Origin of the sequence: Fulvivirga imtechensis AK7 (assembly GCF_000331535.1) — a bacterium.
Lineage (GTDB): Bacteria > Bacteroidota > Bacteroidia > Cytophagales > Cyclobacteriaceae > Fulvivirga > Fulvivirga imtechensis.
In genome coordinates this window covers 51,872-75,667 of the sequence record NZ_AMZN01000015.1, presented here as the reverse complement: position 1 = coordinate 75,667, position 23,796 = coordinate 51,872, and the positions used below count along the sequence as shown (strand labels likewise).

At 41.1% G+C, this 23,796-nt stretch carries 23 protein-coding genes; 5 read left to right on the top strand and 18 right to left on the bottom strand.

The window, feature by feature from the left end; all coding sequences use genetic code 11:
- Positions 1-23: 23 nt before the first annotated feature.
- Positions 24-350, bottom strand: coding sequence for a 2Fe-2S iron-sulfur cluster-binding protein (locus C900_RS05650; protein ID WP_040495825.1), 327 nt, complete (start codon positions 348-350; stop codon positions 24-26).
- A 70-nt stretch (positions 351-420) separates the two neighbouring features.
- Between C900_RS05650 and C900_RS05645 the strand changes: the two genes are divergently transcribed.
- On the top strand, positions 421-1,458 hold the full coding sequence (locus C900_RS05645; protein WP_009578703.1) for a hypothetical protein: 1,038 nt from the start codon (positions 421-423) through the stop codon (positions 1,456-1,458).
- A gap of 168 nt (positions 1,459-1,626) precedes the next feature.
- On the opposite strand, the gene rodA is transcribed toward C900_RS05645, so the two are convergent.
- From rodA to C900_RS05600, 9 genes are all read right to left on the bottom strand, one after another.
- The gene (rodA, locus tag C900_RS05640; RefSeq protein ID WP_040495766.1) at positions 1,627-2,898 is read right to left on the bottom strand and encodes a rod shape-determining protein RodA; all 1,272 of its coding nucleotides are present in this window, start codon (positions 2,896-2,898) and stop codon (positions 1,627-1,629) included.
- Entirely contained in the window at positions 2,895-4,709 is a 1,815-nt protein-coding gene (gene mrdA / locus C900_RS05635; protein ID WP_009578701.1) for a penicillin-binding protein 2, read from the bottom strand. The genes rodA and mrdA overlap by 4 nt, the downstream gene beginning before the upstream one ends.
- Positions 4,706-5,227 (bottom strand): hypothetical protein, encoded by a 522-nt coding sequence (locus tag C900_RS05630; RefSeq protein ID WP_040495764.1) that lies wholly within the window; start codon positions 5,225-5,227, stop codon positions 4,706-4,708. The genes mrdA and C900_RS05630 overlap by 4 nt, the downstream gene beginning before the upstream one ends.
- The gene (gene mreC, locus C900_RS05625; protein WP_009578699.1) at positions 5,228-6,079 is read right to left on the bottom strand and encodes a rod shape-determining protein MreC; all 852 of its coding nucleotides are present in this window, start codon (positions 6,077-6,079) and stop codon (positions 5,228-5,230) included.
- 64 nt (positions 6,080-6,143) lie between these two features.
- Positions 6,144-7,169 carry a rod shape-determining protein gene (locus C900_RS05620; RefSeq protein WP_009578698.1) on the bottom strand — a complete coding sequence of 342 codons (1,026 nt, stop codon included), beginning with the start codon at positions 7,167-7,169 and terminating at the stop codon, positions 6,144-6,146.
- Between the two features lie 82 nt (positions 7,170-7,251).
- A complete protein-coding gene (purH, locus tag C900_RS05615; RefSeq protein WP_009578697.1) occupies positions 7,252-8,775 on the bottom strand; it encodes a bifunctional phosphoribosylaminoimidazolecarboxamide formyltransferase/IMP cyclohydrolase in 1,524 nt (507 codons plus the stop codon).
- A gap of 100 nt (positions 8,776-8,875) precedes the next feature.
- Positions 8,876-9,457: a phosphoribosylglycinamide formyltransferase gene (gene purN, locus C900_RS05610; protein WP_009578695.1), complete on the bottom strand. Its 582-nt coding sequence runs from the start codon at positions 9,455-9,457 to the stop codon at positions 8,876-8,878.
- A gap of 5 nt (positions 9,458-9,462) precedes the next feature.
- On the bottom strand, positions 9,463-10,344 hold the full coding sequence (locus C900_RS05605; RefSeq protein ID WP_009578694.1) for a geranylgeranylglycerol-phosphate geranylgeranyltransferase: 882 nt from the start codon (positions 10,342-10,344) through the stop codon (positions 9,463-9,465).
- A gap of 115 nt (positions 10,345-10,459) precedes the next feature.
- Complete coding sequence (locus C900_RS05600; RefSeq protein WP_009578693.1) at positions 10,460-12,901, bottom strand: TonB-dependent receptor; 2,442 nt, start codon at positions 12,899-12,901, stop codon at positions 10,460-10,462.
- A gap of 251 nt (positions 12,902-13,152) precedes the next feature.
- Here C900_RS05600 and C900_RS05595 point away from each other — a divergent pair, with 251 nt between their 5' ends.
- From C900_RS05595 to frr, 3 genes are all read left to right on the top strand, one after another.
- Positions 13,153-13,647 (top strand): acyl-CoA carboxylase biotin carboxyl carrier protein subunit, encoded by a 495-nt coding sequence (locus tag C900_RS05595; RefSeq protein WP_009578691.1) that lies wholly within the window; start codon positions 13,153-13,155, stop codon positions 13,645-13,647.
- Positions 13,648-13,722: 75 nt separating this feature from the next.
- Positions 13,723-14,427 carry a UMP kinase gene (pyrH, locus tag C900_RS05590; protein ID WP_009578690.1) on the top strand — a complete coding sequence of 235 codons (705 nt, stop codon included), beginning with the start codon at positions 13,723-13,725 and terminating at the stop codon, positions 14,425-14,427.
- 44 nt (positions 14,428-14,471) lie between these two features.
- Positions 14,472-15,032 (top strand): ribosome recycling factor, encoded by a 561-nt coding sequence (frr, locus tag C900_RS05585; protein WP_009578689.1) that lies wholly within the window; start codon positions 14,472-14,474, stop codon positions 15,030-15,032.
- Positions 15,033-15,225: 193 nt separating this feature from the next.
- Here the strand turns inward: frr and C900_RS05580 are convergent, their stop codons facing one another.
- The 7 genes from C900_RS05580 to C900_RS05550 form a co-directional block, all read right to left on the bottom strand.
- Entirely contained in the window at positions 15,226-15,657 is a 432-nt protein-coding gene (locus tag C900_RS05580; RefSeq protein ID WP_009578688.1) for a PIN domain-containing protein, read from the bottom strand.
- Complete coding sequence (locus tag C900_RS05575; protein WP_009578687.1) at positions 15,650-15,904, bottom strand: DUF6364 family protein; 255 nt, start codon at positions 15,902-15,904, stop codon at positions 15,650-15,652. The genes C900_RS05580 and C900_RS05575 overlap by 8 nt, the downstream gene beginning before the upstream one ends.
- Before the next feature lie 318 nt (positions 15,905-16,222).
- Positions 16,223-18,844: a DUF5686 and carboxypeptidase regulatory-like domain-containing protein gene (locus tag C900_RS05570; protein ID WP_009578686.1), complete on the bottom strand. Its 2,622-nt coding sequence runs from the start codon at positions 18,842-18,844 to the stop codon at positions 16,223-16,225.
- 57 nt (positions 18,845-18,901) lie between these two features.
- Positions 18,902-19,474: a nicotinate (nicotinamide) nucleotide adenylyltransferase gene (gene nadD / locus C900_RS05565; protein WP_040495760.1), complete on the bottom strand. Its 573-nt coding sequence runs from the start codon at positions 19,472-19,474 to the stop codon at positions 18,902-18,904.
- Positions 19,475-19,632: 158 nt separating this feature from the next.
- Positions 19,633-20,205 carry a guanylate kinase gene (gene gmk / locus C900_RS05560; RefSeq protein ID WP_009578683.1) on the bottom strand — a complete coding sequence of 191 codons (573 nt, stop codon included), beginning with the start codon at positions 20,203-20,205 and terminating at the stop codon, positions 19,633-19,635.
- 6 nt (positions 20,206-20,211) lie between these two features.
- A complete protein-coding gene (locus C900_RS05555) occupies positions 20,212-20,505 on the bottom strand; it encodes a hypothetical protein (RefSeq protein ID WP_051052781.1) in 294 nt (97 codons plus the stop codon).
- A gap of 4 nt (positions 20,506-20,509) precedes the next feature.
- Positions 20,510-21,094, bottom strand: a complete 585-nt coding sequence (locus tag C900_RS05550) for a sigma-70 family RNA polymerase sigma factor (protein ID WP_009578681.1) — start codon at positions 21,092-21,094, stop codon at positions 20,510-20,512.
- A 294-nt stretch (positions 21,095-21,388) separates the two neighbouring features.
- Here C900_RS05550 and C900_RS05545 point away from each other — a divergent pair, with 294 nt between their 5' ends.
- On the top strand, positions 21,389-22,066 hold the full coding sequence (locus tag C900_RS05545; RefSeq protein ID WP_157493904.1) for a lipopolysaccharide core heptose(II) kinase RfaY: 678 nt from the start codon (positions 21,389-21,391) through the stop codon (positions 22,064-22,066).
- Here C900_RS05545 and C900_RS05540 read toward each other — a convergent pair.
- Positions 22,046-23,530, bottom strand: a complete 1,485-nt coding sequence (locus C900_RS05540) for an ArnT family glycosyltransferase (RefSeq protein WP_009578679.1) — start codon at positions 23,528-23,530, stop codon at positions 22,046-22,048. The genes C900_RS05545 and C900_RS05540 overlap by 21 nt on opposite strands.
- Positions 23,531-23,796 lie beyond the last annotated feature (266 nt).

Sequence of the window (23,796 nt, the reverse complement as noted above, 5' to 3'; positions counted from 1 at the left end):
TATAACCTATTACCAGTGACTCATTAATCCGAATACTGTATGTGAGGCAGCTTGCTTGTTTCGGGTACCTTTATCGTCACCACACCTTTCTCAAGTATGCACTGGCAGGTAAGTCGCTCATTTTCTTTGAGGGCATCCATTTCCATGAATCGTTTCTCATGCACAGTGAGATGTCCAAGATTCTCCATGCCTTCAATCACGATCATTTTACAGGTGGTACATCTGCCCTTTCCTCCGCAGGCATGCATCCAATCTATGAAGTTCTCGTGCAATATTTTTAGCACGGTGTTTGATTTTTCATTAGTTGAAATGACTTTGTTATCGATATTTGTGATAACGATCTTAGCCATATTTATTAACTTTATAAGTGCGCTACCTGCAAAGGTAACTATTGAAAACCGGTTAGTGTAATTGAACAGCATGGAAAACAACTTAAACACGTCAGAGATAAAGGCCTATTGCAACACATTTTGTGAAAAATTGACCTTTAGCCATTTCAGTCATCAACCCGTGATCACAGGCAAGGAAATATTGGAACTAAGTGAAATCCGGCAAATTAATCTGTTTGTGATCAGGCACCTATTGGCGGAATGGAGAAAGGAAGCTTCAAAAATAAAAAGCCCTTACTTCAACTACGAGGCGCCAGAGGTAAAGGACGCTTTGAAGGAATTTATGAATATCCTGTCACGGCAAATTGCCATCAGAGAAGATGATTTTTTTCCTCTGCTTCAAAATGCCACTTACGATACAATCCTGCTTATTTTCTCTCCCTACGATTATTACATGCACCTGATCCATGATCCTGATAAGGAGGAGCTATCTCTTCAGGAACTAAAACGGACTGCAAAATATGTTAAGATCAATAGCAATTTACTCCAGGCGCTAATAGAAAAAGTAGAGGCAACGGGAAACCAGCGAATATCAAAGGAAGATGCAGGACATCTGCTCAACGAAGTATTTCAGAATATCCAGGCGAGCCCCGAAGATGTAGATGGATATATGACCAAATTTTCTACTATCGAGCCTCTTTCCGAGACTATTTTATATGGCACAACTGCTGATACTTATGATGATAAGCAGCAAGTACAACAGGAAGAGCATTTTGATGAGCCAACACCTATTGACCATGAAGAAGGTAATGGTGAATCCAACAATGATGCGTTTCAGACATTAAATGATCATCATTCTTCCAGTCAGAAACCGAGTATCGCAGAAATCCACCAAAGACAAAAGATCACCAGCATCAGAAAGCATATCAGCATCAATCAGCGGTTTATGTTTATCAATACCCTTTTTGAGGGTGATGAGGAGTCGTTTAACAGAACTATTGACTATTTGGAAAGCTGTGAGAATAAAAGGTCTGCTACTTCATTTCTGGCGTCTGAATATCCTCATTGGAATGAAGAAAGTGAAGAGGTTGAGGAGTTTATGGAGCTTTTGTTGAAAAGGTTGTCGTAGGGAGCTGTGCGTTATTGATATCCTGGGGGGGACAAGCTAAGTAGTGTCTCTAAGAAAACGCCAATGTCTGCGTTATGCTCGTTCCAAAAATACTCACGTACCCCAGTACGCTCCGCTTTTTGGGACTTCATTTCTTAAAGCCACTTAGAGTTTTCTTACAAATATTAACTACCTCACCAACACCTGCATTCGATGAGCGTCTAACTTGAGCAGGATAAATATAAGTACTGTAAAAGCTATTAATGATGAGCCTCCGTAGCTAAACATGGGCAGTGGTATGCCTACTACCGGGAAAAGACCGATAGTCATGCCGATATTAACCCCAAAATGGAAGAACAATATACAGGCCACACTATAACCATACACTCTGGCGAATCGCCATTTCTGACGTTCCGCTATATAGATTATACGCAGAAGCAATGTCACAAAAAGGCTGATAACTACCAGACTTCCGATCCAGCCATGCTCTTCGCCAATGGTACAGAATATAAAATCGGTACTCTGCTCTGGCACGAAATCGAACTTTGTTTGGGTGCCTCGCAGAAACCCCTTACCGGAAAAGCCTCCGCTGCCAATCGCTATTTTTGACTGAGTGACATTCCATCCATAGCCAAGAGGATCCGCATCCGGGTTGATCAGCGCTTTTACTCTATTCTGCTGATGCGGTTTCATAACATCATCAATAATATAGTCAACACTTTTGATCACACCTGTTATGACCAATGCTCCTCCTACTATCAGAATAATCCTTCGTGTAGTTCTTTTTCCAAAAACGAGCGCCAAGGCTGCTATTATGGCTATACCTCCATACAAATAAATGTGTTCGGGTACCAGCAGTGTGAGTACAAATATTACTCCAGCCGCCGTACCGAGTATAAGCAACAATGGAGACATCCCCTCTCTAAAAAACACGAACAGGAATATAGAATACACCATGGCAGTACCGGTGTCACCCTGTAAAATTATGAGGATGGCAGGCAGAGCGAGTATTCCGAAGAGCATCAACTGGTTTTTTATATAATCCATTCTGAAGCCGCTGGTACCAATGTACTTAGCTACTGCCAGGGCAGTGGCAAATTTGGCGAATTCAGCAGGTTGTAGCCGGAATGCTCCAATTTCAAACCATGATTTTGAACCCGCTACTTCACGGCCAAAAACGAGAACAAACACCAGCAGGAAGATGATGCCACCAAATATAAAATAGGCGAAAGTATCATAAAATTTGAAGTCTACCGTGAGAATGGCTATAATAATGACCGCCGAAGCAGCTATAAAGATCAGTTGACGCCCACTATTAAGCGAGATGCTAAAAATATTTTGTACTGCAGTTTCATCATATACAGCAGCATAAATATTCAGCCAGCCCAACAGCACTATAAAAAAGTACAGAAATATTGTCAGCCAATCTAATTTACTCGCTATGCTATCGCCTCTTCTCAATTTAAAAAGTCTCCTTTCAATACATAATTTTCAATATAAGGTCGTTTCGTCTCCCCTAATAAATACTTCTCAATCATAAGGCTTGCTATTGAAGCAGCGGCACGGGCACCCTGTCCTGCGTCTTCCACATACACCGACACAGCAATTTTAGGATCGTCTCTCGGGGCAAAAGCAATAAAAACCGAGTGATCGGGCAAAGGATCATTCTGCACAGTACCTGTTTTCCCACAAACGACTATATCTTTTAGCCTTGCTCTATACTGACCGGTCCCTGACTCTACCACTTTTGCCATAGCTTCCACTGCTATTTCAAAATATCCGGGATCAACTGAGGTATAATGTTTTTCCTTGAATTGAGACAACGGCTCTCCTGAGTCTCCTATTGACTTCACTAGGTGAGGCACATAATAATAGCCCCTGTTAGCTACTATAGCAGCAAAATTTGCCATCTGCAGAGGCACTACAAGGTTTTCTCCTTCACCGATAGCAATAGAATAAATATTCGAATACTTCCATGGCCTGTTTTTATATGCACGATCGTAATATGCCACACTCGGCACCAACCCGGATTTCTCGTTAGGAAGGTCTATGCCCAAAGGAGCGCCAAGTCCAAAGCTTTCTATATGTTTGTTCCATTTAGCCAAGCCTATTTTTGTATCTTCATACGTGTCCGCTGATAGGCCCTGGTTGACCACTCTTTTCATAACATTATGGAAGTATGGATTACATGAATGCTTAATCGCCCCGACAAGATCTTCAAAAGAATGTGCCCCATGACATCCTATTATCCCTCTATTGCATGCAATTCGTGTGTAGGGTTCAATAACTCCTTCTTCCAGGGCTATCATAGCCTGTATGATCTTAAATATCGACCCGGGGCGATACTGTGCCATCAATGGTCGGTTGAACAGCGGCTTCATCGTATCGGCGCTTATCCTGGCGAAGTTCATACTATAGTTGCGACCCGTCAGGTCAGCGGGATCATAAGAAGGGCCTGACACAATGGACAGTATTTCTCCAGTTGCGGGTTCAATAGCGACTATGCTTCCAGCTTTGCCTTTCATCAACTCCTCACCGTAGCGCTGTAAATCTATATCTATTGTGGTGGTCAGGTTTTTTCCAGGTATAGCCAAAGTATCGTATTTTCCACCTTCGAAGTCCCCCTTTTCAATCCCTCTAACGTTCTTTATCTTGAATTTTACCCCTCGTTTTCCTCTTAACTGTTCTTCGTAGTAAGCTTCAATCCCACTCTGGCCTATGTAGTCACCTTGTTTATAGTAATTGGCCGTATCACGATCCAACTGCCTCTGGTTTATCTCGCTGACATATCCCAATGCGTTGGCCATTACAGGATAGCTGTAAGCCCTGGTAGTTCTGGCCTGTATATCAAACCCGGGGAAATCGACCAGGTAATCCTGCACGCGCGCCAGGTCTACGTTCGAAAGCTGCTTGATAAAGGCATTGGGCTTTACATAAGAAAAGCCCTTGGTGCGCGACATTTTTTCGTACTTCGACTTAAATTCACCGGGAGCAAGCCCGAATAATTCACAAAACCTCAAAGTATCAAGGTCCCTCACCTCTTTTGGAGTAATTGTGAGATCATACTGAGGTGTGTTGTATACTATTAGCTTCCCGTTTCTATCGTAGATAAGGCCGCGGTGAGGATACTCCACTACTTTATGTATAATGTTACTAGTGGCTGCCTGCGCATACTTGTCGTCAAGTACCTGAATAGAAAAAAGTTTGACCAAAAAAACAATTGCTGTGAGTATCACAATCAACTGAATAATATTTTTACGCGACTCGTTCATATTCCCCTTCTCTTATTGTAGAAAAGATACTGTGTGATCAGGATTACCACAAAAGTGAACCAGGTGCTAAAAAATGCCTTAGAAAGGGTGAACCCGAACAATCCAAAGCCTGCAGACTCTATGAAAAACAACACACAATGGTGCAGAAAGATCAATGGCAGCGTATAAAAGCTGAACCATTGCCAGCCATTCAATCGAATGGTGGGTATAGAGCCGGAATCGTAGCCACCTTGTGGTGTTAAAAGATTTAACCAGTAGTTTCTTACGAACATTATAAACACACAAGCGGCTGCATGAATTCCCAAACTGTCATAAAAAATATCAACGGTGAAACCTGTTATAAAACCGAGTATCATCAGACCGAGCACCCCGGTTTCGACAGGCATAAGTAGCAAAAAAACTACGTATAAAAAACAAAAGGACTTATCAAAAAGTACGAGATTTTTCAGAAAAAGCACCTGCACGAGTACGTATAGGAAAAACGAAAAAATCTGTATGATCAGTCTCCTGTTTATCATTTAGTGTAATTCGGTATTAATTTGCAAAGAGTCTTGTTCTCCCCTGAGCTTATTTCTTATCAGGTATACATAAGAAATTTCATTAAGATCACTTGCCAGAGTAATTGTAATATCATAAAAAAGGGCATCTTCCGGAAGATCTACCTCTTTTACTAGCCCAACCGGCACACCTTCTGGAAATATAGCATTGTAACCTGAAGTAACAATTGTATCGCCCACCTGAACGTTGACGTGCCGTGGTACATATAAAAGCTCTGCGACATAAGGATCCACTCCTCCCCATTTTACAGTAGAAAGATCGCCGGTTCTTTTGACCTTTGTGGAGACCAGTACGTCACCATGAAGTATGGAAGTGATCACCGCAAAATGTTTCGATACGGTTTTTACCTTTCCTACTACACCATCGTTTCCGATTACACCCATGCCAGGCTCAACGCCATGCTTCTTGCCTTTATTGATGGTGATATAATTGTTAAACCGTCTTGTGGAATTATTTATGACCTTGGCGCTGAAGAACTCATACTTATGAGTAACAGTCGAATCAATGTCAGCAACTATTGAATCCGGACCTATGTAGGAGGTATCGTACAGGCTTTGGTTCAGGCTTTCAAGTTTTTCTTTTAGCTCTGCATTCTCCCTTGCCAACTGCTCATTCACTCCTTTTAGTCCAAAATAGTCAGAAATGTTGTTGGACGACTGCAACAGACCTGCTGCAATGCGATTCGAGGAATTGAAGAACTTAGCTCCCTGATAGTCATTGTTCTCAATAATCAGCCAACTACAAACTACCTCCAGGAAAAGAAATGTCAAGAACGCTCTGTATTGGTAAAGAAACAGAAATAATCTTTGCATTTACCCGGTTTGATCAAAAGTCAAAAGTTATGTTATAAGATAGCCAATTATAAGACAAAAGCAATTAAGTCATTAATACTGCCTTGAATGAATTCAGGTTTTTCAGTGCGTGGCCTGTTCCTCTCACTACTGCTCTTAGAGGGTCTTCAGCCACGTGGATGGGCAATTTGGTTTTTAAAGCCAATCGCTTATCCAGTCCTCTCAGCAACGCACCTCCTCCCGTCAGATGTATACCATTATCATAAATATCGGCTGACAGTTCGGGGGGCGATATCTCAAGCGCCTTCAGCACTGCCTCCTCTATTTTAGAAACTGATTTATCAAGAGCGAAAGCAATTTCAGAATAGGAGATCTTGATAACTTTGGGGATACCTGTCATCAGATCACGACCTCTGATCTCATAATCCTCAGGTCCGTCATCCAGCTCGGTAAGCGCTGAGCCTACTTCAATTTTAACCTTCTCAGCAGACCTCTCCCCAATTAAGAGGTTGTGTTGCCTTCTCATATAGTCAAGTATATCGCGATTGAAAGTATCACCGGCCACGCGAATTGACTGATCGCAAACTATTCCTGAAAGGGCAATAACAGCGATTTCAGTTGTTCCCCCACCGATATCAACGATCATTGATCCTACGGGTTGTTCTATGTCGATACCTATACCTATAGCCGCTGCAATCGGCTCGTGTATCATATATACTTCCTTAGCCCCGGCATGTTCTGCTGAGTCGCGTACCGCTCTCTTTTCTACTTCAGTAATGCCTGAAGGGATGCAGATCACCATTCTATGAGATGACGGAAAAAATTTCTTGCCACTATCTATCATTTTGATCATGCCTCGGATCATGTGCTCTGCAGCATGAAAATCAGCGATCACACCGTCTTTCAGCGGACGAATGGTTTTGATATTCTCATGAGTTTTTTCATGCATTTGCATAGCCTCACGACCTATCGCAAGCACCTTATTGGTGTTTTTGTCGATGGCTATTATTGAAGGTTCGTCAACTACTATTTTGTCTTTATGAATAATGAGCGTGTTAGCTGTGCCGAGGTCAATGGCTATATCACTTGAAAAAAAATCGAACAATCCCATGTTATAGTATCAAAAGGTTAGGCTTATCAATAATCGGAAATTTACAAATTTGTTTCTGTTTAACTTGCAAAGTTAAATATTTTTAATGTTTGAAATGACGTATTCCGGTAAATACCATAGTCATGTCATTTTTATTACAAAAGTCAATAGAATCCTGATCTTTTATGGAACCTCCCGGCTGGATCACCGCTTTTATACCCTCTCCATTGGCTATTTCCACACAATCCGGGAAAGGGAAAAATGCGTCTGAAGCCATTGCAGCGCCTTTCAGGTCAAACCCAAACTCTTTAGCCTTTCCAATTGCCTGTTTAAGTGCATCAACCCTTGAGGTCTGACCAACCCCGCTTGCCAGCAATTGGCCGTCTCTTGCCAGAACTATAGTGTTTGATTTAGTATGTTTACATACCTTGCTGGCAAATACCAATGCCGTCTTTTCTGCTTCTGTTGGTTCCTTTTCAGTTACCGTTTTCAGGTCAGACAGTTGGTCGGTCTTTAGGTCTCTGTCTTGCTCAATTATACCGTTCAGCAAATTTTTAAACTGTTTTTTTGTGTTGAGGTTATGTTTTTGCTTTAGCAATATTCTATTTTTCTTCTGTTTAAGCAACTCCAGTGCATCCTCATCAAAATCTGGCGCTATCAGCACTTCAAAGAACAGGGCATGCATTTCCTCCGCTGCCGCTTTGTCTACCTTTTTATTGGTGATCAAAATGCCCCCGAATGCAGACACCGTATCCGCTGCAAATGCCCTTTTGTATGCTTCTTTAACACTACTTGCCGTGGCAACACCACAAGCATTGGTGTGTTTCAGAATAGCAAAAGCCGTTTCGTCAAATTCCTCAATCAAAGCTACGGCAGCATCAATATCAACAAGATTATTGTAAGATAGTTCTTTCCCATTCAACTGTTCCAGCATTGACGATAGGTTACCATAAAAAGCGCCTTGCTGGTGTGGATTTTCCCCATATCTCAGAACCTGTTTGTGCCTGATGCTCTGTTTAAAGCTGCTCACTTCATCATTTTGGTTGAAGTAATTGAAAATGGCTGAGTCATAGTGCGAGCTGATATCAAAGGCCTTTGCTGCAAATAGTTTCCTATCAGAAAGATCGGTGGCACAACCCTTATCCTTTAAAATATTCTCTATAGCGCCATATTGCTCGCGTGATGAAACAATAAGAACATCTTTAAAGTTCTTAGCAGCCGCACGGATAAGTGAAATGCCTCCGATATCAATTTTCTCAATAATATCCTGCTCCTCAGCCCCTGAGGCTACTGTCTCTTCAAATGGATAAAGATCCACAATCACCAGGTCTATGCTTGGTATTTCATATTGACCTGCCTGCTGCACATCAGCATCAAGTTCACGCCTGTGCAGGATACCTCCAAACACTTTGGGGTGTAAGGTTTTCACCCTCCCTCCAAAGATTGACGGGTAACTGGTAAGATCCTCGACTGCAGTTACAGGAGCCCCAAGGTCCTCAATAAACTTTTGCGTACCTCCCGTAGAGAAGATCTCTACATTATTCTCAGCCAGTAATTTCACAATTGGTTCCAGATTATCTTTGTAATAAACTGATATTAAGGCTGATTGGATCTTTTTCAAAGACATGCGTTGCTAGTGTTGAATGAGTAAATTTATAAATGATTGAATGTGTATTTTGCCATGTGCGCAAGTCCTTGATGCAAGGCTTGCTTTCAAGGGTGCAAAATTATAAATTTTTAATTGATTTATTAATTAACTGCTCGATAACCTGCGGATAATGCTGGTATTCTAACGCATGCACCTTTTGAGCAATGGATTCAGGTGTATCTTCCTCAGTGACAGGGCATCGGGCTTGAAAAACTATCTGTCCTTCATCGTACCGGGAATTTACGTAATGAATAGTAATACCCGACTCTTCATCTCCGGCTTCTCTTACTGCCTGATGTACCTTGTCTCCATACATCCCCTTGCCCCCGTACTTCGGCAACAGAGCAGGATGAATATTGACTATTTTATCAGGGTATGCCTCCACCAGATATTCAGGAACCAGAAGTAGAAACCCTGCCAAAACTACGAAGTCTATTTGATGATCTCTGAGGATCTCAAGCACGGTTTCGGATTCTATGAATTCTTTTTTTGAAAAGACAATGGTAGGAATACCCATATTTTTAGCCCTTTCCAATACAAAGGCATTCGCATTGTTGGTGAGTATAAGACTTACCTGCTTATCTGTAATGTTTTGAAAATATCTGGCAATCTTCTCTGCGTTCGAACCGCTGCCGGAAGCAAAAATGGCTATTCGAGTCATAGTTTTCATTTAAAAATGATCATGCTCAGTATCCCCAGTAGCATGACTACTTTACAATAGTTACTTAAGTAATTAAAATCCTTCACAGTATCGGCACCGGCCAGTTTATAGGCAAGGACACCCAAAGGTATGATCAGACCAAGACAAAATAGTGTCATAGCAATACCCACAAATATATAAGCAAGGAAACACAGCCCTGCCAAAAAAATGGCGGAAAGGAAATAAATAATATTCTTGGTTTTCCTGATACCATATACTACAGGCAGTGTTTTACAGCCAAAGGTCGCATCACCCCGAAGATCCTCCATATCTTTGATGATCTCACGGATCAATGTAAATGAAAAGGCAAATAACGCATAGGCAATTATCATCAGGTTACCGGATCTGTAAAGCATATCTACCACGTAAATGGCTACTCCTGTAAGGAGGGCTACTGACAAATTACCCACCAATGGCATCCTTTTCAGTTGGTTGGAGTAGAGCCAAAGCAGTAGTGCACATGTAAAATTGACCACGCCAATCTTCCACGACAACAGAAAGCCAAGGCTAATACCTGTAAAATTAAGTACTGTATGAGCTACCATGGCCACCCTGCGTTTAAGTATGCGGCCAACCACCACTCTTTCCGGTTTGTTGATCAAATCTATTTTTACATCATAATAATCATTGATGATATAACCGGCCGCGGCAATGATCACAGATGAAAGACTTAATAAAAAAAGCCTGACATCCTTTAAATAGTATAACAGGTAGGTGTCGTCATTCACCAGAAAAACCGCTGTGAAATATTGTGCCAGAATAATGATCAGTAAATTCCAGAACCTGGTCACCTGAATAAACCCTGATAAGGAGAAGTTATGCGGTTTAATATTCGATGGTGGAGCCATTAAGATCGTTTTTTGCTTTGCAAAGGTAAATCCGAATGGCAAGTATTACAATAGCATGACAACTGGTAAAAGCTAAAACAACTTCAAATTTTCTTTATTAAGACATTTCCAACTCCTAAAATTTCAAGGTGACAGACGCCAGAAAGTTTGTTGTAGCCTGGGGGTAATAATAATTCTCCCGCACTATGAAATCACCAGCCCTGTAGCCAAAGGTGTAACCGTTAGATGAATACCGTTCGTCAAAAATGTTATTCACTTGAAAGGTAACTCCGATTTCCTTTATCAATGACGTATAGAGCGTGTAGCGGAGCCTGAGATCATTTACAAAATATGCCTCGATTGCTCTGTTGTCATTGGAAGTATTGTCGAGGTATTGCTTACCAACATACTTCGACAAAAGGGAAATTTCCATTCCTCTGAACGGCAAACAGGTCAATTGAGAGGCTGCCACAATGTTGGGCGAGAAGGATATATCCGTATCTTCATGAGTAGTTTCAACCACATTGAACTCATCCCAGTCCGCACCATAGTCATAGACCACTTCCCGGAACAATCCGATCTTATTGCGACTAAAAGTAGCATTTGCACTCCACCTCAACTGATCAAGGAGCCTTAACTGCCCCTGAAGCTCAACACCCATCCGATAGCTTTCTGATACATTGGTGCGCAACGGGCTGCCTACATCATTTAACTCTCCGGTCAAAACCAGTTGATTTTGATAATCCATTAAATAATAATTCGCGGCTATGTGATAGCCTGATCCCTGCTTTCTATAACCCGCCTCCAGGTTTCGCAGGGTTTCATGCCTGGGCTTTTCGGGAGAGTCGATAAAATCCGTACGAACAGGCTCTCTGTTAGCGATACTATATGATGCATACAGGTGGCTTGTACTATTCAGGTCATATAATAACCCAAACTTCGGATTGAAAAAATCATAGGCGGCATCTACCGCCAAAATGCGAAGATCGTTATCTATACCATCTACTTCGTACTGAATGTTTCTATACTGAATATCTCCAAAAACATTTAGCCGATCGTTTAGCTGATAATTGGCTTTAATAAAGGTATTAAAATCATCTTTGTGGCCAGTGTTATCATAGTACCTGTCCTCTATAAAGCTATTCACAGCATATTCAGCCCAAATGATCTCCCCAAAATGGTCTCCCACATATTTGTTGTAGGCGCCTCCAAGTACCACATTCCACTTTCCTTCATTGTATTCAAAAGAATATGTCACTCCATAAAAATCATTATCCAGCCACCTCCTGCGAATGATATCCGATGAAGAAATAGTAGAACCACCTACGACAACATCTGGCAAACCATAATCTTCAAAGTCATCGTCCTCTTTAAACTGCTCATAAAAACCTCTGCCGTAGGTATAATGAAAAGACAGACCTGCTGTAATGGCGTTTGTGATTTGTTGTGACAGGTGCAGTTGGTAATGATCCTGTTGATAGTCGTCTACCTCATTTTTGTATTGATAAAAATTATAGGTACGGCCGGATTCTAAGAGATTGGCCCGTTGTTCAGGTGTGAAGCCGTTAAGATCAGCCACCACGTTCATCCCCTCCATATCATTTTCCAAACGTGCCTCAGGGGTGCCGTACCAGGATTGGTATGTTCTTTCCTTTCCTCCGAAAATGATGGCTTTAATCAGTGTATTTTTACCATAGTATCCACCGGATAAATAATAAGAATTGAGATCAGAAGTAGCCCGGTCGATATATCCATCGGAGGTGATCTTAGATAATCGCCCGTTAAAAGTCCATCTGTCATTGATCAGGCCGGTACCAAACCCGAGGGTATGCCGCCAGGTATCATAAGAGCCAAAGGAATTGATCACCTCCCCATGAGCTTTTTCTTTTTTGGTGTTGGTCTGCAAATTAATAGTACCTCCGAAAGCTCCGGCACCATTGGTTGAGGTACCTACTCCGCGCTGTATCTGGATGTTTTCCGTTGAGGAAGCTATATCCGGAATGTCGACCCAATACACTCCCTGAGATTCACTATCATTAAGCGGAATGCCGTTAATAGTTACATTGATACGTGATGCATCCGACCCTCTTATCCTTAATCCTGTATACCCCACGCCTGCTCCGGCATCCGAGGTTGTCACCAGTGAGGGCGTCATATTAAGCAAATAAGGCAAATCCTGGCCCAGATTGTTTGCCTCAATTTCATCTTTATCTACGTTAGTGTATGTAGTAGGGGTTTTCTCCGTAGCCCTGGTGGCAGATACGATCACTTCATCAGCCATAAAAACATCTGGCTTTAAGACAATTTGTAGCTCCTTGTTATCATCAAGTGTCAGGCGTTGTTCGTAAATATTATATCCTATATATGTTACTTTCAGTTGATATATCCCTTTGGAGACGCTGGTAAATGTAAATCTTCCCTCATTATCAGTTGCCCTGGCCTTCTCCCCAAGAAAAATATTGGCTCCGGGTAATGGCTCACTTGTATCGGCATCTTTTACGATACCTGACACGGAAAATTGTCCGTAAGAAACGAAAGCGGTTAACAGCATAAGCGCTGTTAGTAATAAGCATTTCATGATTGATATTTTTAGTGTTAAACTTTCTTCGGGTACAGGGGATCCCGATCATTGTTAACATACCTTCCCTACGCCAGCATTACCTGGATCAGGTTTCAGCTCCGTTGCTAGTGGAGCTTTGGGTATAATCTCAGCCCGTGCTTTGGGGCACCCCTCGTAATGCAAAGGTACAAAAAAGTGATAATTCTAATAAATTCGTCAGGTATTACACCGAAGGGTTTTATCTTTGGTACCTTAACTAAACGCGCGCTATGTATAAGGTAACAGTTAATAATAACACATTTGAAGTTGTACTCAAAGAGGACCAGATGCTGGTTAACGGAGAGTCTTTCGTTTGGGATATCTCCAAGATCGACAGTCAGTCTTTCCATATCATAAAAGATAACAATTCTTATCGGGCAGACATTGTAAAGGCTAACTACAAGGAAAAATCGATCATTCTAAAAGTCAACGGTAATAAGTATGAGGTGGAGCTGAAAGATAAATTCGATCTTTTGCTGGAAAAATTGGGAATGGATACTGTAGCATCGGCGCAGTTAAACGACATCAAGGCCCCTATGCCAGGGCTGATCTTTGAAGTGCATGTCTCAGAAGGCGATGAGGTAAAGAAAGGTGATCCGATCATGATCCTTGAAGCCATGAAAATGGAAAATATTATCAAAGCGAGTGGTGATGGTGTAGTGAAGTCGGTGAAGGTAAAAAAAGGTGATAGTGTAGAAAAAAATCAGGTGCTGGTCCAATTTTAAGACGCACCTCTGAATTATTCATTTATCCCTATTATATTTGCACCAATTTAAACTAAAACAACCTTCCTACTTTCAATGAGATACAAACGAATATTACTGAAGCTTAGTGGCGAATCTTTAATGGGATCGGGTCAATATGGCATAGACCCAAAGCGTCTGCAGCAATACACCGAAGAGATAAGAGCGGTAAAAGAGATGGGCGTGGAGATTGCTATTGTGATTGGTGGTGGAAACATATTCCGGGGCGTGCAGGCAGAAGCTTCAGGAATAGAGCGTGTGCAGGGAGACTATATGGGTATGCTGGCCACGGTAATTAATGGCATGGCGCTTCAAAGCGCGTTGGAGGGTGCCGGCCTTTACACCAGGCTAATGTCGGGCATTAAGATGGAGCAGGTTTGCGAGCCGTTTATCAGAAGGAGAGCTATCAGGCACCTGGAGAAAGGAAGGATTGTAATTTTCGGGGCTGGTATTGGTAATCCATATTTTACCACCGACTCCACAGCCAGCTTAAGGGCGATTGAGATCCAGGCTGATGTAGTGCTAAAAGGAACACGTGTGGACGGTGTGTATACTGCTGATCCTGAAAAAGATCCCACGGCAACGAGGTATTCGGAGCTGTCATTTCAAGAAGCATATGAGAAGAATCTCAACATTATGGACATGACAGCCTTCACCCTGTGCCAGGAAAACAACCTCCCGATTATTGTGTTTGATATGAATAAACCTGATAACCTCTTTAATATTGTGCAGGGAGAGAATGCAGGTACTTTGATAACCTAATAATTAACTCAGTTTCTTATATTTAGCAGGAAAACCCGAAAACCATGGAAGAAATTAATATGTACCTGGATGAAGCCAGGGATATGATGAACAAAGCCATAAAACATGTTAGTGGCGAACTTGTAAAGATCAGAGCCGGAAAAGCCTCTCCAACTATGCTGGAAGGACTTATGGTAGAATACTATGGCAACCCCACCCCTATCAATCAGGTAGCCTCTGTTACCGCACCTGACGCCAGAACACTGATGATCAAACCCTGGGAAAAAACTGTAATTCCCGATATTGAAAAAGCCATCATCAACAGCGATCTGGGGCTGAACCCTCAGAATGATGGTCAGCAGGTCATTATTAACATTCCCCAGTTGACAGAAGAAAGGCGTTTAACACTTGTTAAGCAGGTTAAGCATGAAGGCGAGCAGGGCAAGGTGAGTGTAAGAAATATCAGGAAAGAAACCAATGACAACCTTAAGCAGCTTCAAAAAGAAGGCGCTTCAGAAGATGACATCAAGCGGGCTGAAGACAAAGTGCAGGCACTGACTGATGAATATACCAAGAAGATTGACGAGATCCTTGCCAAGAAGGAATCAGAGATCATGACAGTGTAGGTTAGTATTGAGATGTTAGATGTGAGTATTGAGATGAGGGGCCGCTTTTAGCGGCTTTTTTTGCTCCTTTTACATATAATCATCCTGCTCCCTTCGTTCCCCTAATCGTACTCTTCCCTGCTTTGCCGAGTCACAGACTCTCTAGCTCATTCTTGAGCACAAGTCGCAGACTTGCGCTAGGTGGGTATGCAAATCAGCCATGGCTTTTTGATTTAAAGACTTTAAGAAAACTTTCCGGAGTAAAAACTGCGACTTGAGCCTTTTTATAGTCCTTAATATTTCTGGCAATAATACCTTTAAGTCCCTTTATGTGAAGGGCCGATGCATGTTGTACACCATCTTCAAAATCCTTAAAGCCACTATCAAGTGCGGATAGTATCTCATGTTTATCCACACTTTGTATCTCCACGATTTCAATTAAATTTTTAATTATTTCCAGCGCCTTCTTATGTCCGATAATTCTCCGGGTTACATAATAGATGTTATTAATCGATAAAGTAGAAATATAGACTTGAAGCTTCTTTTTTTCTGCCAGACTGAATATCAGCGAAGAGTGACGGATGTGTGGTTCCCTATCAATTAAGAAATCAATGACTACGTCTGTATCAACGAATACTTTATCCATTAAACTTTTTCAGCAGCTCTTCTTCCAGTACTTTTTTATAATCAAAGTCTGAGTTAACTTTTAAAACACCTCGCAACTTACTCACCTTAGGTGAGAGTTTTATCTCCTTTTCCTGTTCTGGTGTTTCTGTCAGAAATTGAAAGTAATTCTCTACCAGTTCGGACAGGCTTCTTCCCTTTTCAGCCGCATATTTCTTAGCCTTTTCAATTACTTCCTTCTCCAATGTTAAGGTAAGTTTAGTGTTCATATACACGTACATTTATATTCAATGTAACACGTGTAATATAGCAAATAGTTTCCTTTCATCATAATTAGTGTCTCTAAGAAAACGTCAATGTCTGCGTTACGCTTGTCCCAAAAATGCCCTTCCTGGCAACTGTACGGGACTACCGCTTTTTGGGACTTCGTCCCGCCGCCCTTTGACGGTAACGTTTTCTTAAAGCCACTTAGAGTTTTCTTACAAACACTAATTACTAAGAATCACTCTTGCCTCTTGCGCTTATTCTTAAAACCTGCTATTTGACTTTCTCTATGAAATCACGGAGCTTTCAATCGTCAAGGAACATCAAAAAATATTCTCAAAATTAGTTGCAATTCCTATCCTCACACCAAAATCCTGGTACTTGCCATCATAAAAAGATGTAACTGCTTCCAGGCGGAAAACCCTGAAGATGTAGTTGATGCCATAGCCCAGTTCGGTATAATTTTTTGAGACATCATTGGCCAGGTAGTTTACAAAGAAACCTTCCCGAACACCTGAGAGGCGCACCAGCGGCATTTGGGTGATCAAAAATTTTCTGAACTGATAGTGCAGATTGCCGGCAAAGTATTCTTCATTGGTACTGAAGGTATAGTAATCCAATAGCCTGAAGCTTCCGACAGGATCAGTAGTAGCAAAGGGGGTACGGTTGCCCAGAAAATGCTTGTAATCCATAAAGTACATCTTATCGCTATTCAGGAATGTGCCCGCCTTTAGCGATAAGTCAACCAAGCCACGTATGCCGATCTTAAAGCCATGCCTTAAGCTCAATTCCAACTGATCAAAATCAACATCGCTCTCCAGCACATCATTGATCCCTTTGTTATAGTAAAACTTGACCACAGGGGAGGAATTTTCAATCACTGATTTTCTGCCATTGTATATCCGGTATTTGACAAATGGCTGAAACTCCAGGACCGCATTTGCTGTAAGCGCTCTGTGCTCAGGAAAAGAGGTATCCGGCATCGTCAGGCTGGCGGGAGCATTTGGCGTCAGGTGATCACCGGAAATGTCAAAAAACCTGTAGTCAGTGTTATTGACCAATTCCCTGCGATCAGCCAGTTGGGCACCTATTTTTATTCTAAACTTATCGCTAAGCTTTCGTGTGTAATCTAACTTCACAAAATCCTTCTCATAGATCTTCATATAATTTCTTTCAAAGAAAAGTGTCATGAAACTATTGATAAAAGGGTGAATGGGTTCATCATTGTTGTACTGATCCACATATCTACCTACATCCAGGTCCAGGATATTCCTACGCTCCGGTTCGCCAAAATCATACCTGACATCAAAAAAACCTGATACCTTTTCCCTGGCAAAGGCATATCGCGCAGTTGGCCCTAACCTAAGCCAGTTTTTATTGTTAAAAGTTTTGGTGAATGACAGACGGTAGTCGAAATTAAATCCTTCCACTGTGTTATATCGCAGTTTTTCCAACGGACTGTAGATTTTCAGGTGTGTTTTGTCTGCCAGTTTATAGGTATTGCCCAACATTACATCCTGCAAGTGAAAGCCCTGTCGTTTATTCTTGGCTGTTTTTAGGGTATCTCCCTCCCTTTCAGCCTTTTCCACCTGTGCAAGGCTATCGGTGATGGCGTATCCCTTCTTTTCATTAGCTGTAAGTGGTACCGGTCGTATTTGTGCCCAAAAAGCAGAGTCTTGCTTATGAGCAAGAGAGTCAACTTTAAATGTCCGGTTTGAGATTACGTCCGGCTCATTTCGCTCCTTCATCTCCATCTTTTCATAGGCTTTGATCACTTTGCGCAGTTGCTTTCTGGTTACCTCTTTACCGGAAGTCAACAACTCCTGTATTTCCTCCTTATCCTTATCCGGCACCTGCTCTTCCAGTTCTTTTGCAAGCTCTTTCTCTACTTTCTCATCTATTACCGTTATTTCCACATCCAGGTCGGGATTGATCTCCACTTTATAATCACTTACCGTGGCCAGATAATTTCCCTCAAACTCAAAACCAAGTACTTTCCCTTTAATGAAAAATTTATGTGTCACTGGCAGCCACACGCTTGGCTCCACTGGCTCGTATACCTGCTCAATATGAAATTTAATGCCTAGCTTAGTCACGTTCAGGTCAAGGCTATAAATGCTCCAGTAGCCCTCAACGATATTGATAAAACCATCAAATACATTATCACCACGGGAACGAGGTACCACCCTGATCTTACTAATTTCATATCCCTGATCGCGATATGTGCCTTCGTATACAAATCTGTAATATGAAAACGCTTTTGGCGAGAGCGGAGAAATCGCCTTGGCCACTTCAGGTTCGTAGAAAGACCCGTTTATGTATGCATTGGGGTTGGTATTATTATCATCGCCACTACTGTAAATGGAGATTACTTTTTCATTGTAGGTGTTGGGCCTGATGTATTCAATGTCGCTTACTGATTCCGAAATGAATACCCGATCAGGGTCTATTCCCTCTTTTTTCATAGTACTTTTCATGAAGAAAGGGTAATCTTTAAGTTGCCCGGTGCCTTTGATATATACTCTGGCTGTATAACGATTGACCTGCTGTGTGTGGAATTTGCTTTTGGCAATAGCCTTGCGCATAATGGTATATGCAGGGTCCTCTTTGCCGGCCCTGATTTCGATGTCTCGGAGCATCATCACCTGAGTCCGTAATACTACATCCAAATTGATGAAATCACTATCCACCTGAACCTCTTTCAGAATAGATTCATAACCTACATATTGAAAAATGATCTGATAATTACCAGGTTTAAGTGATATCTCATAGAAGGCATCGGCATTTGTAGTGGTACCCGTACCCAATTCTTTGACGTAAATGGTAGCAAAGGCCAGCAACTGCCCATCGTCTCCCTTTACTGTGCCTCTTACACCTCCGGCATTGGCGTAATTAATGGAAAAACCGATTATAAAAATTAAAGCCAGTGCGCGTTTGAAGATCATGTAGTAAACAAAATAAACGTTAAGTACAAGTTGCTAGACGAAATGCAGCCGTGAATGTTACATATAAAATTTCCGGCCAATGATCATCTCTTCAACGGCCTGAGGCACAAGATATTTAATAGATTGGTTATTTTTTATACAATTTCTTATAAAAGTAGCCGAAATATCCATCATTGGCGCTTCTACCATTTTAACATTCGGATGAGCGCTAACCTCTGAAGGTTCGGCATTTGGTCTTGGGTATACATACAAACCATAGTGCTCCAGTATCTTTTCATGATTCTTCCATTTGGGAAAACTCTTTAAGTTGTCCTCTCCAATTACGAGTTTAAAAGAGTGCCGGGGATGCTTTTCCGAAAGATAAACCAGTGTATCAATGGTATAGCTGGGTCTGGGCATGTGAAATTCCACATCTGTTGCTCTCATATTGTAGTTATCATGTATGGCCGTATTGACCATATCTAACCTGTCGAACTCATGTAGCAAGGTATTCTTTTTCTTAAAAGGGTTATGAGGAGAGACCACAAACCATACCTGATCAATATCGGTGGTTTCGACCATGATATTACTGATGATCAGATGACCAATGTGTATCGGGTTAAACGAACCAAAAAACAGACCTACTTTCATGTCTATGTAATTAGTGAGACATTAGTATTGAGTATTGATACCAATTGATCTTATTTTATCATTATTGCCGCTCTTCTACTCAATACTCACTACTAAGTACTCCTCATAACTCGCTTTTTGCTTACTCTCGACTTTTGTTGACTGGTTTAGCCCCTGCCTCAGGAAGCCAAAAAATCACCGACCAGTTTTTCTGCTTTTTTTAGAGACTCTTCGAGATCTTCATTTACTAAGGTGATATCAAACTTATCTTCAAAAGTCATCTCGAATTTAGCCTTAAATATCCTTTGGGAAAGACTATGTTCAGTTTCTGTCTGGCGGTCAGTAAGTCGTTCTTTAAGTGCTTCAATAGAAGGAACCTTAACAAAGACTGCCAGGGCTTTATCTCCGAAATATTCTTTTAGGTGAAGGCCTCCTTTTACATCCACATCAAAGATAACGTGCCTGCCCTCTCGCCAGATACGTTCTACCTCAGACTTAAGAGTCCCGTAAAAATTACCTGAATATACCTCTTCCCATTCGATGAATTCATCGTTGTCTATCTTCTTCTTAAATTCCTCTGGAGAAAGAAAATAGTAGTCTTTACCATTTTCTTCATTCCGGCCTCTTTTATCCCTGGTGCAGGCGGAAATAGAAAACCCCAGCTTGGGGTTTATGTGCAGGAGGTGTTTTACAATAGTAGTTTTGCCCGATCCCGAAGGAGCAGAAAAAATAATAGCCTTTCCGTTATGCATTATTGTTTATTCTGCTCCCTGAAAAATTTTTGATTTGATTTGATCTATCAGGTCTTTGGGCACTTCACGATCATAGCATTTTTCTCTGATCATCTCTTTGATAGCCTTATCTACACTATAGATCTCATAGTATGGCATGCAGTTTTCAATATGCTTTTTAAAATATTCTTGTTCCTCAGGACTGGCTTCTTCGTCCAGTACCAAATTGAGTATTTTCAAACATTCGTTATGGTCAGGTTGAACTTCAGACGAGTTCTTAGACGGATTTTCGTCAAATGAATTTGTAGAGGATAATCCCATATAACTAACTATTTTTGTATCCCATTTTTTTTGCATAATCTCTCAACCTTTCTTTCAAAAGATTTCTTGCTCTATGCAATCTGGATCTTACGGTTCCGATAGGGATGTCTAATATCTTAGCCATCTCATCGTACTTAAAGCCTTCCAGGTCGCAAAGAATGATAACAGTCCGAAAATCCACATCCAATGAGTTCAGTGCATTGGAGATCTCATCCCCAATCATATCCTGAACAGTCTCAACACGCAAATCTGTGGTTATAGTTCTATCAACGTCTTCGGAGTTGTAAAAAGATTCAACTTCCTGATAATCTACCTTAGAAGGTTCTTTGCTGCGCTTTCTAAAGTCGTTGATAAAGCTATTTTTCAATATTCGAAACAACCACGCTTTGGCATTAGTTCCTTTTTCGAACGATTCGATAAACCGATAAGCCTTTAGGTAAGTATCCTGTACGAGATCTTTTGCATCATCTTCATCAAAGGTCAATCGATAGGCAAAGTTATACATAGAATCAATATGTGGAAGAAACTCTTTTTCAAAAGTTCTTTCCTTCTCTACCTGCGAATAACTCTGTCTTTTAGTTTCGGACATCGGATCAAAAATAGTAATTATGAATTTAATAAATAATGTAAATCTTGATTATTACCTTCTTATACGTAATCCGTCAATCTACATATATATCTTATACGTAAAAATTTATCAAAAAGGATGCCTAATGTCTTGTTTTGGACACTATACCTGACATGAGAACAACAAATAGCCCAATAAGTTAGAATTAAGTGTTATAATTTTTCATTTATTGTACCAATGCGTTCTCAAATATTCAGGAACATGTAGTTTTGCGTAATGGACCTGTCAGTAAGGCATAAAAACGGTTGGAATATATTGAGTAAATCTCAGAATATCAGTCTTTTTGACATGATCAGCGAAGGTCAGTATACCATCAAATCCCCTCTCAAAGAGCACCACAGAAGCGATGTTTATAAAATAGAAATTAATAAACAGGAATATGTTTTAAAGACCCCGAAGGAGAAAAATAAAAAATGGTGGATCCGCTTCACTACACTTTTCAGAGATGGGGAGGCCTTCAAAAACATAAAAGGGATGTTTAAGTATGAAGAGCTGGGCCTTCACACCACCAAACCAGTGATGGCGGCTGAAAAACGTAAGTTGGGAATGGTGACAGACTCATGGCTGCTGTATGAATTTTTAGATGGCGAAAGTTGTCTGGACCGAGAGGAGTTTTATCCGATGGTGGTGAAAGAGCTCAAGCTGATCCACAGCAAAGGCTATTTGCATGGAGACCCTCAAATAAGAAATTTTTTACACAGGAGTAGCCAGATCTATGTGATAGACAGCAACCCAAAACGGGTGGGGGTAACGGGTTTTTCCAGAGCATACGAATTTGCCTACCTGAGAAAAAGCGCTCCGGGTATCGAAGCATATTTCGGAGAGATCAATAACTGGCGGCTGTACAAACTTGCCTTCAAATATGATATCTATGAACGCAAATTTGTACGGACACGCAGGAAGATCAAAAAACTATTTCTTTTTAAGAATTAAATAACCCTCTCCCTCCCGGTAAAATTCATAATGAGGGTTGTCGTTTATGTTACAATCATAAAACCATGAAAAATTCTTATCTCTTTTCCTTTTCTCATCTATCACTATGTAGTCCATCTCAAAACGATTAGCGGCTAATGCCAGCAACTCATTTTGTGTTAGCTTCATTTTCTCCTGATCCTCGATGTATTCGTAGGTCTTATAGGAATGAAGGGCATAGTTATCTATTTCATTATAGATGAATTCCCATGGCGCCAATACTTTTGAGCCTGGCTCAATTACCGACAATATCTCATGATGAAGCGCCACATGGTTATAGTTGGTAGTATATATTTTTTTAAATGTTATCCCAACAATCCCCAGTTGACCAAGCAAAACCAGCACCAATAGCATTTTTAACACAACATGCCTTCCCACCGCAATATTTTGAACAACCAAAGCACTCAAAACAGTCATAAATGGCATCAGGTAGACCAAATAGCGCGGACTATGGCCGCTGCCCAGAACTCCAAGTAACACCATTAAGATCAGCGTGTAGCCAAGCAACAGGCGGTGCTGCCTCCACAAAAAACGAAACCGCACTATAAGGGATAAAAGAAAAAATGCACTAATCATCCACACATCCTGATCCCAAAAGTATCTTTTATGCTCATTTAAAAGCCGGGAGATATTATTCCATATTATTCCAATAATTCCGCCATCCACTTTTTCACCAAAGGCCTTTTGATGGGTAGGCCAGTGCTGCATTTGATAGGTATATGTTTCAATATGGCCGGCATCCCACAATCCGATAGTGTAAACGCTACAAACAGCTCCACAGATCACTGTATAGATGACAAGCTGTTGCCACTTTTTATAGCACATCAGCAAAAGAAATCCTGCAACCGGAAATATCAGAGCATTGAGATGAGTGAGGAAAGCCAATCCTGAAAATAGTCCTGCCCAATGAGCACTACCTCTTTTCTCGTCAATGGTTCTATACAGCATGTAAAATGACAGAAACCCCAGGCACATTACAACAACTTCAGGCCTGAACATAAAGCTGCGATGAATCAGCTCAGGTGTGGTTATCAGAAGAAAAGCTGCCACCCAACACAGATGAGAATCCTTTTGATACTTCTTCAAAAAAGAAATCAGCAGCCAGCAACTGGCAAGAAATACCAGCAATATAAAAGCTTTCAATGGGTATAGCGACCACCCAAAGATGCTTATGATAAGGGCTCCGATCCATACAAAGAGTTTGTGGTAGATCAGCATACTTTCTGTCCAGTTAAATATGCCAGGCATACTTTTTATTTTTACTTCACCCTCTTTCAGCAGCCAGTAAGCCTGCTCGCCAAACCACGGTTCGTCTTGCTGAATGTACCTGTGGTATAAGCTCAGAAGATAAAAAACTGAAAATATCGCTATCAGCCATTGAAGTACTCTCTTTGAAAAAATAATATTGAATAGCCTGTGTATCATAAGAAGCAATATCTTGATCTTTATTAGCCCGGAACTTCTTTTAAAAACACAATTATCAAAAATAATTTCTCAAATGCATTCCTGTTTGGATGGATTTTATTTTGTTCGGCACAAGCTTTCTCCACCGTGGTTGCTGCCAGTTACGTCAGACAATTGTTAGTCGTTACCGATCACAATATGTACGTATTCGCACAATTCTCACCTCGTCCTATCAGAAAAACAGCCCTAATTTGCTCTTTTGAGCTTTGGCACGCTTATGGGTAATA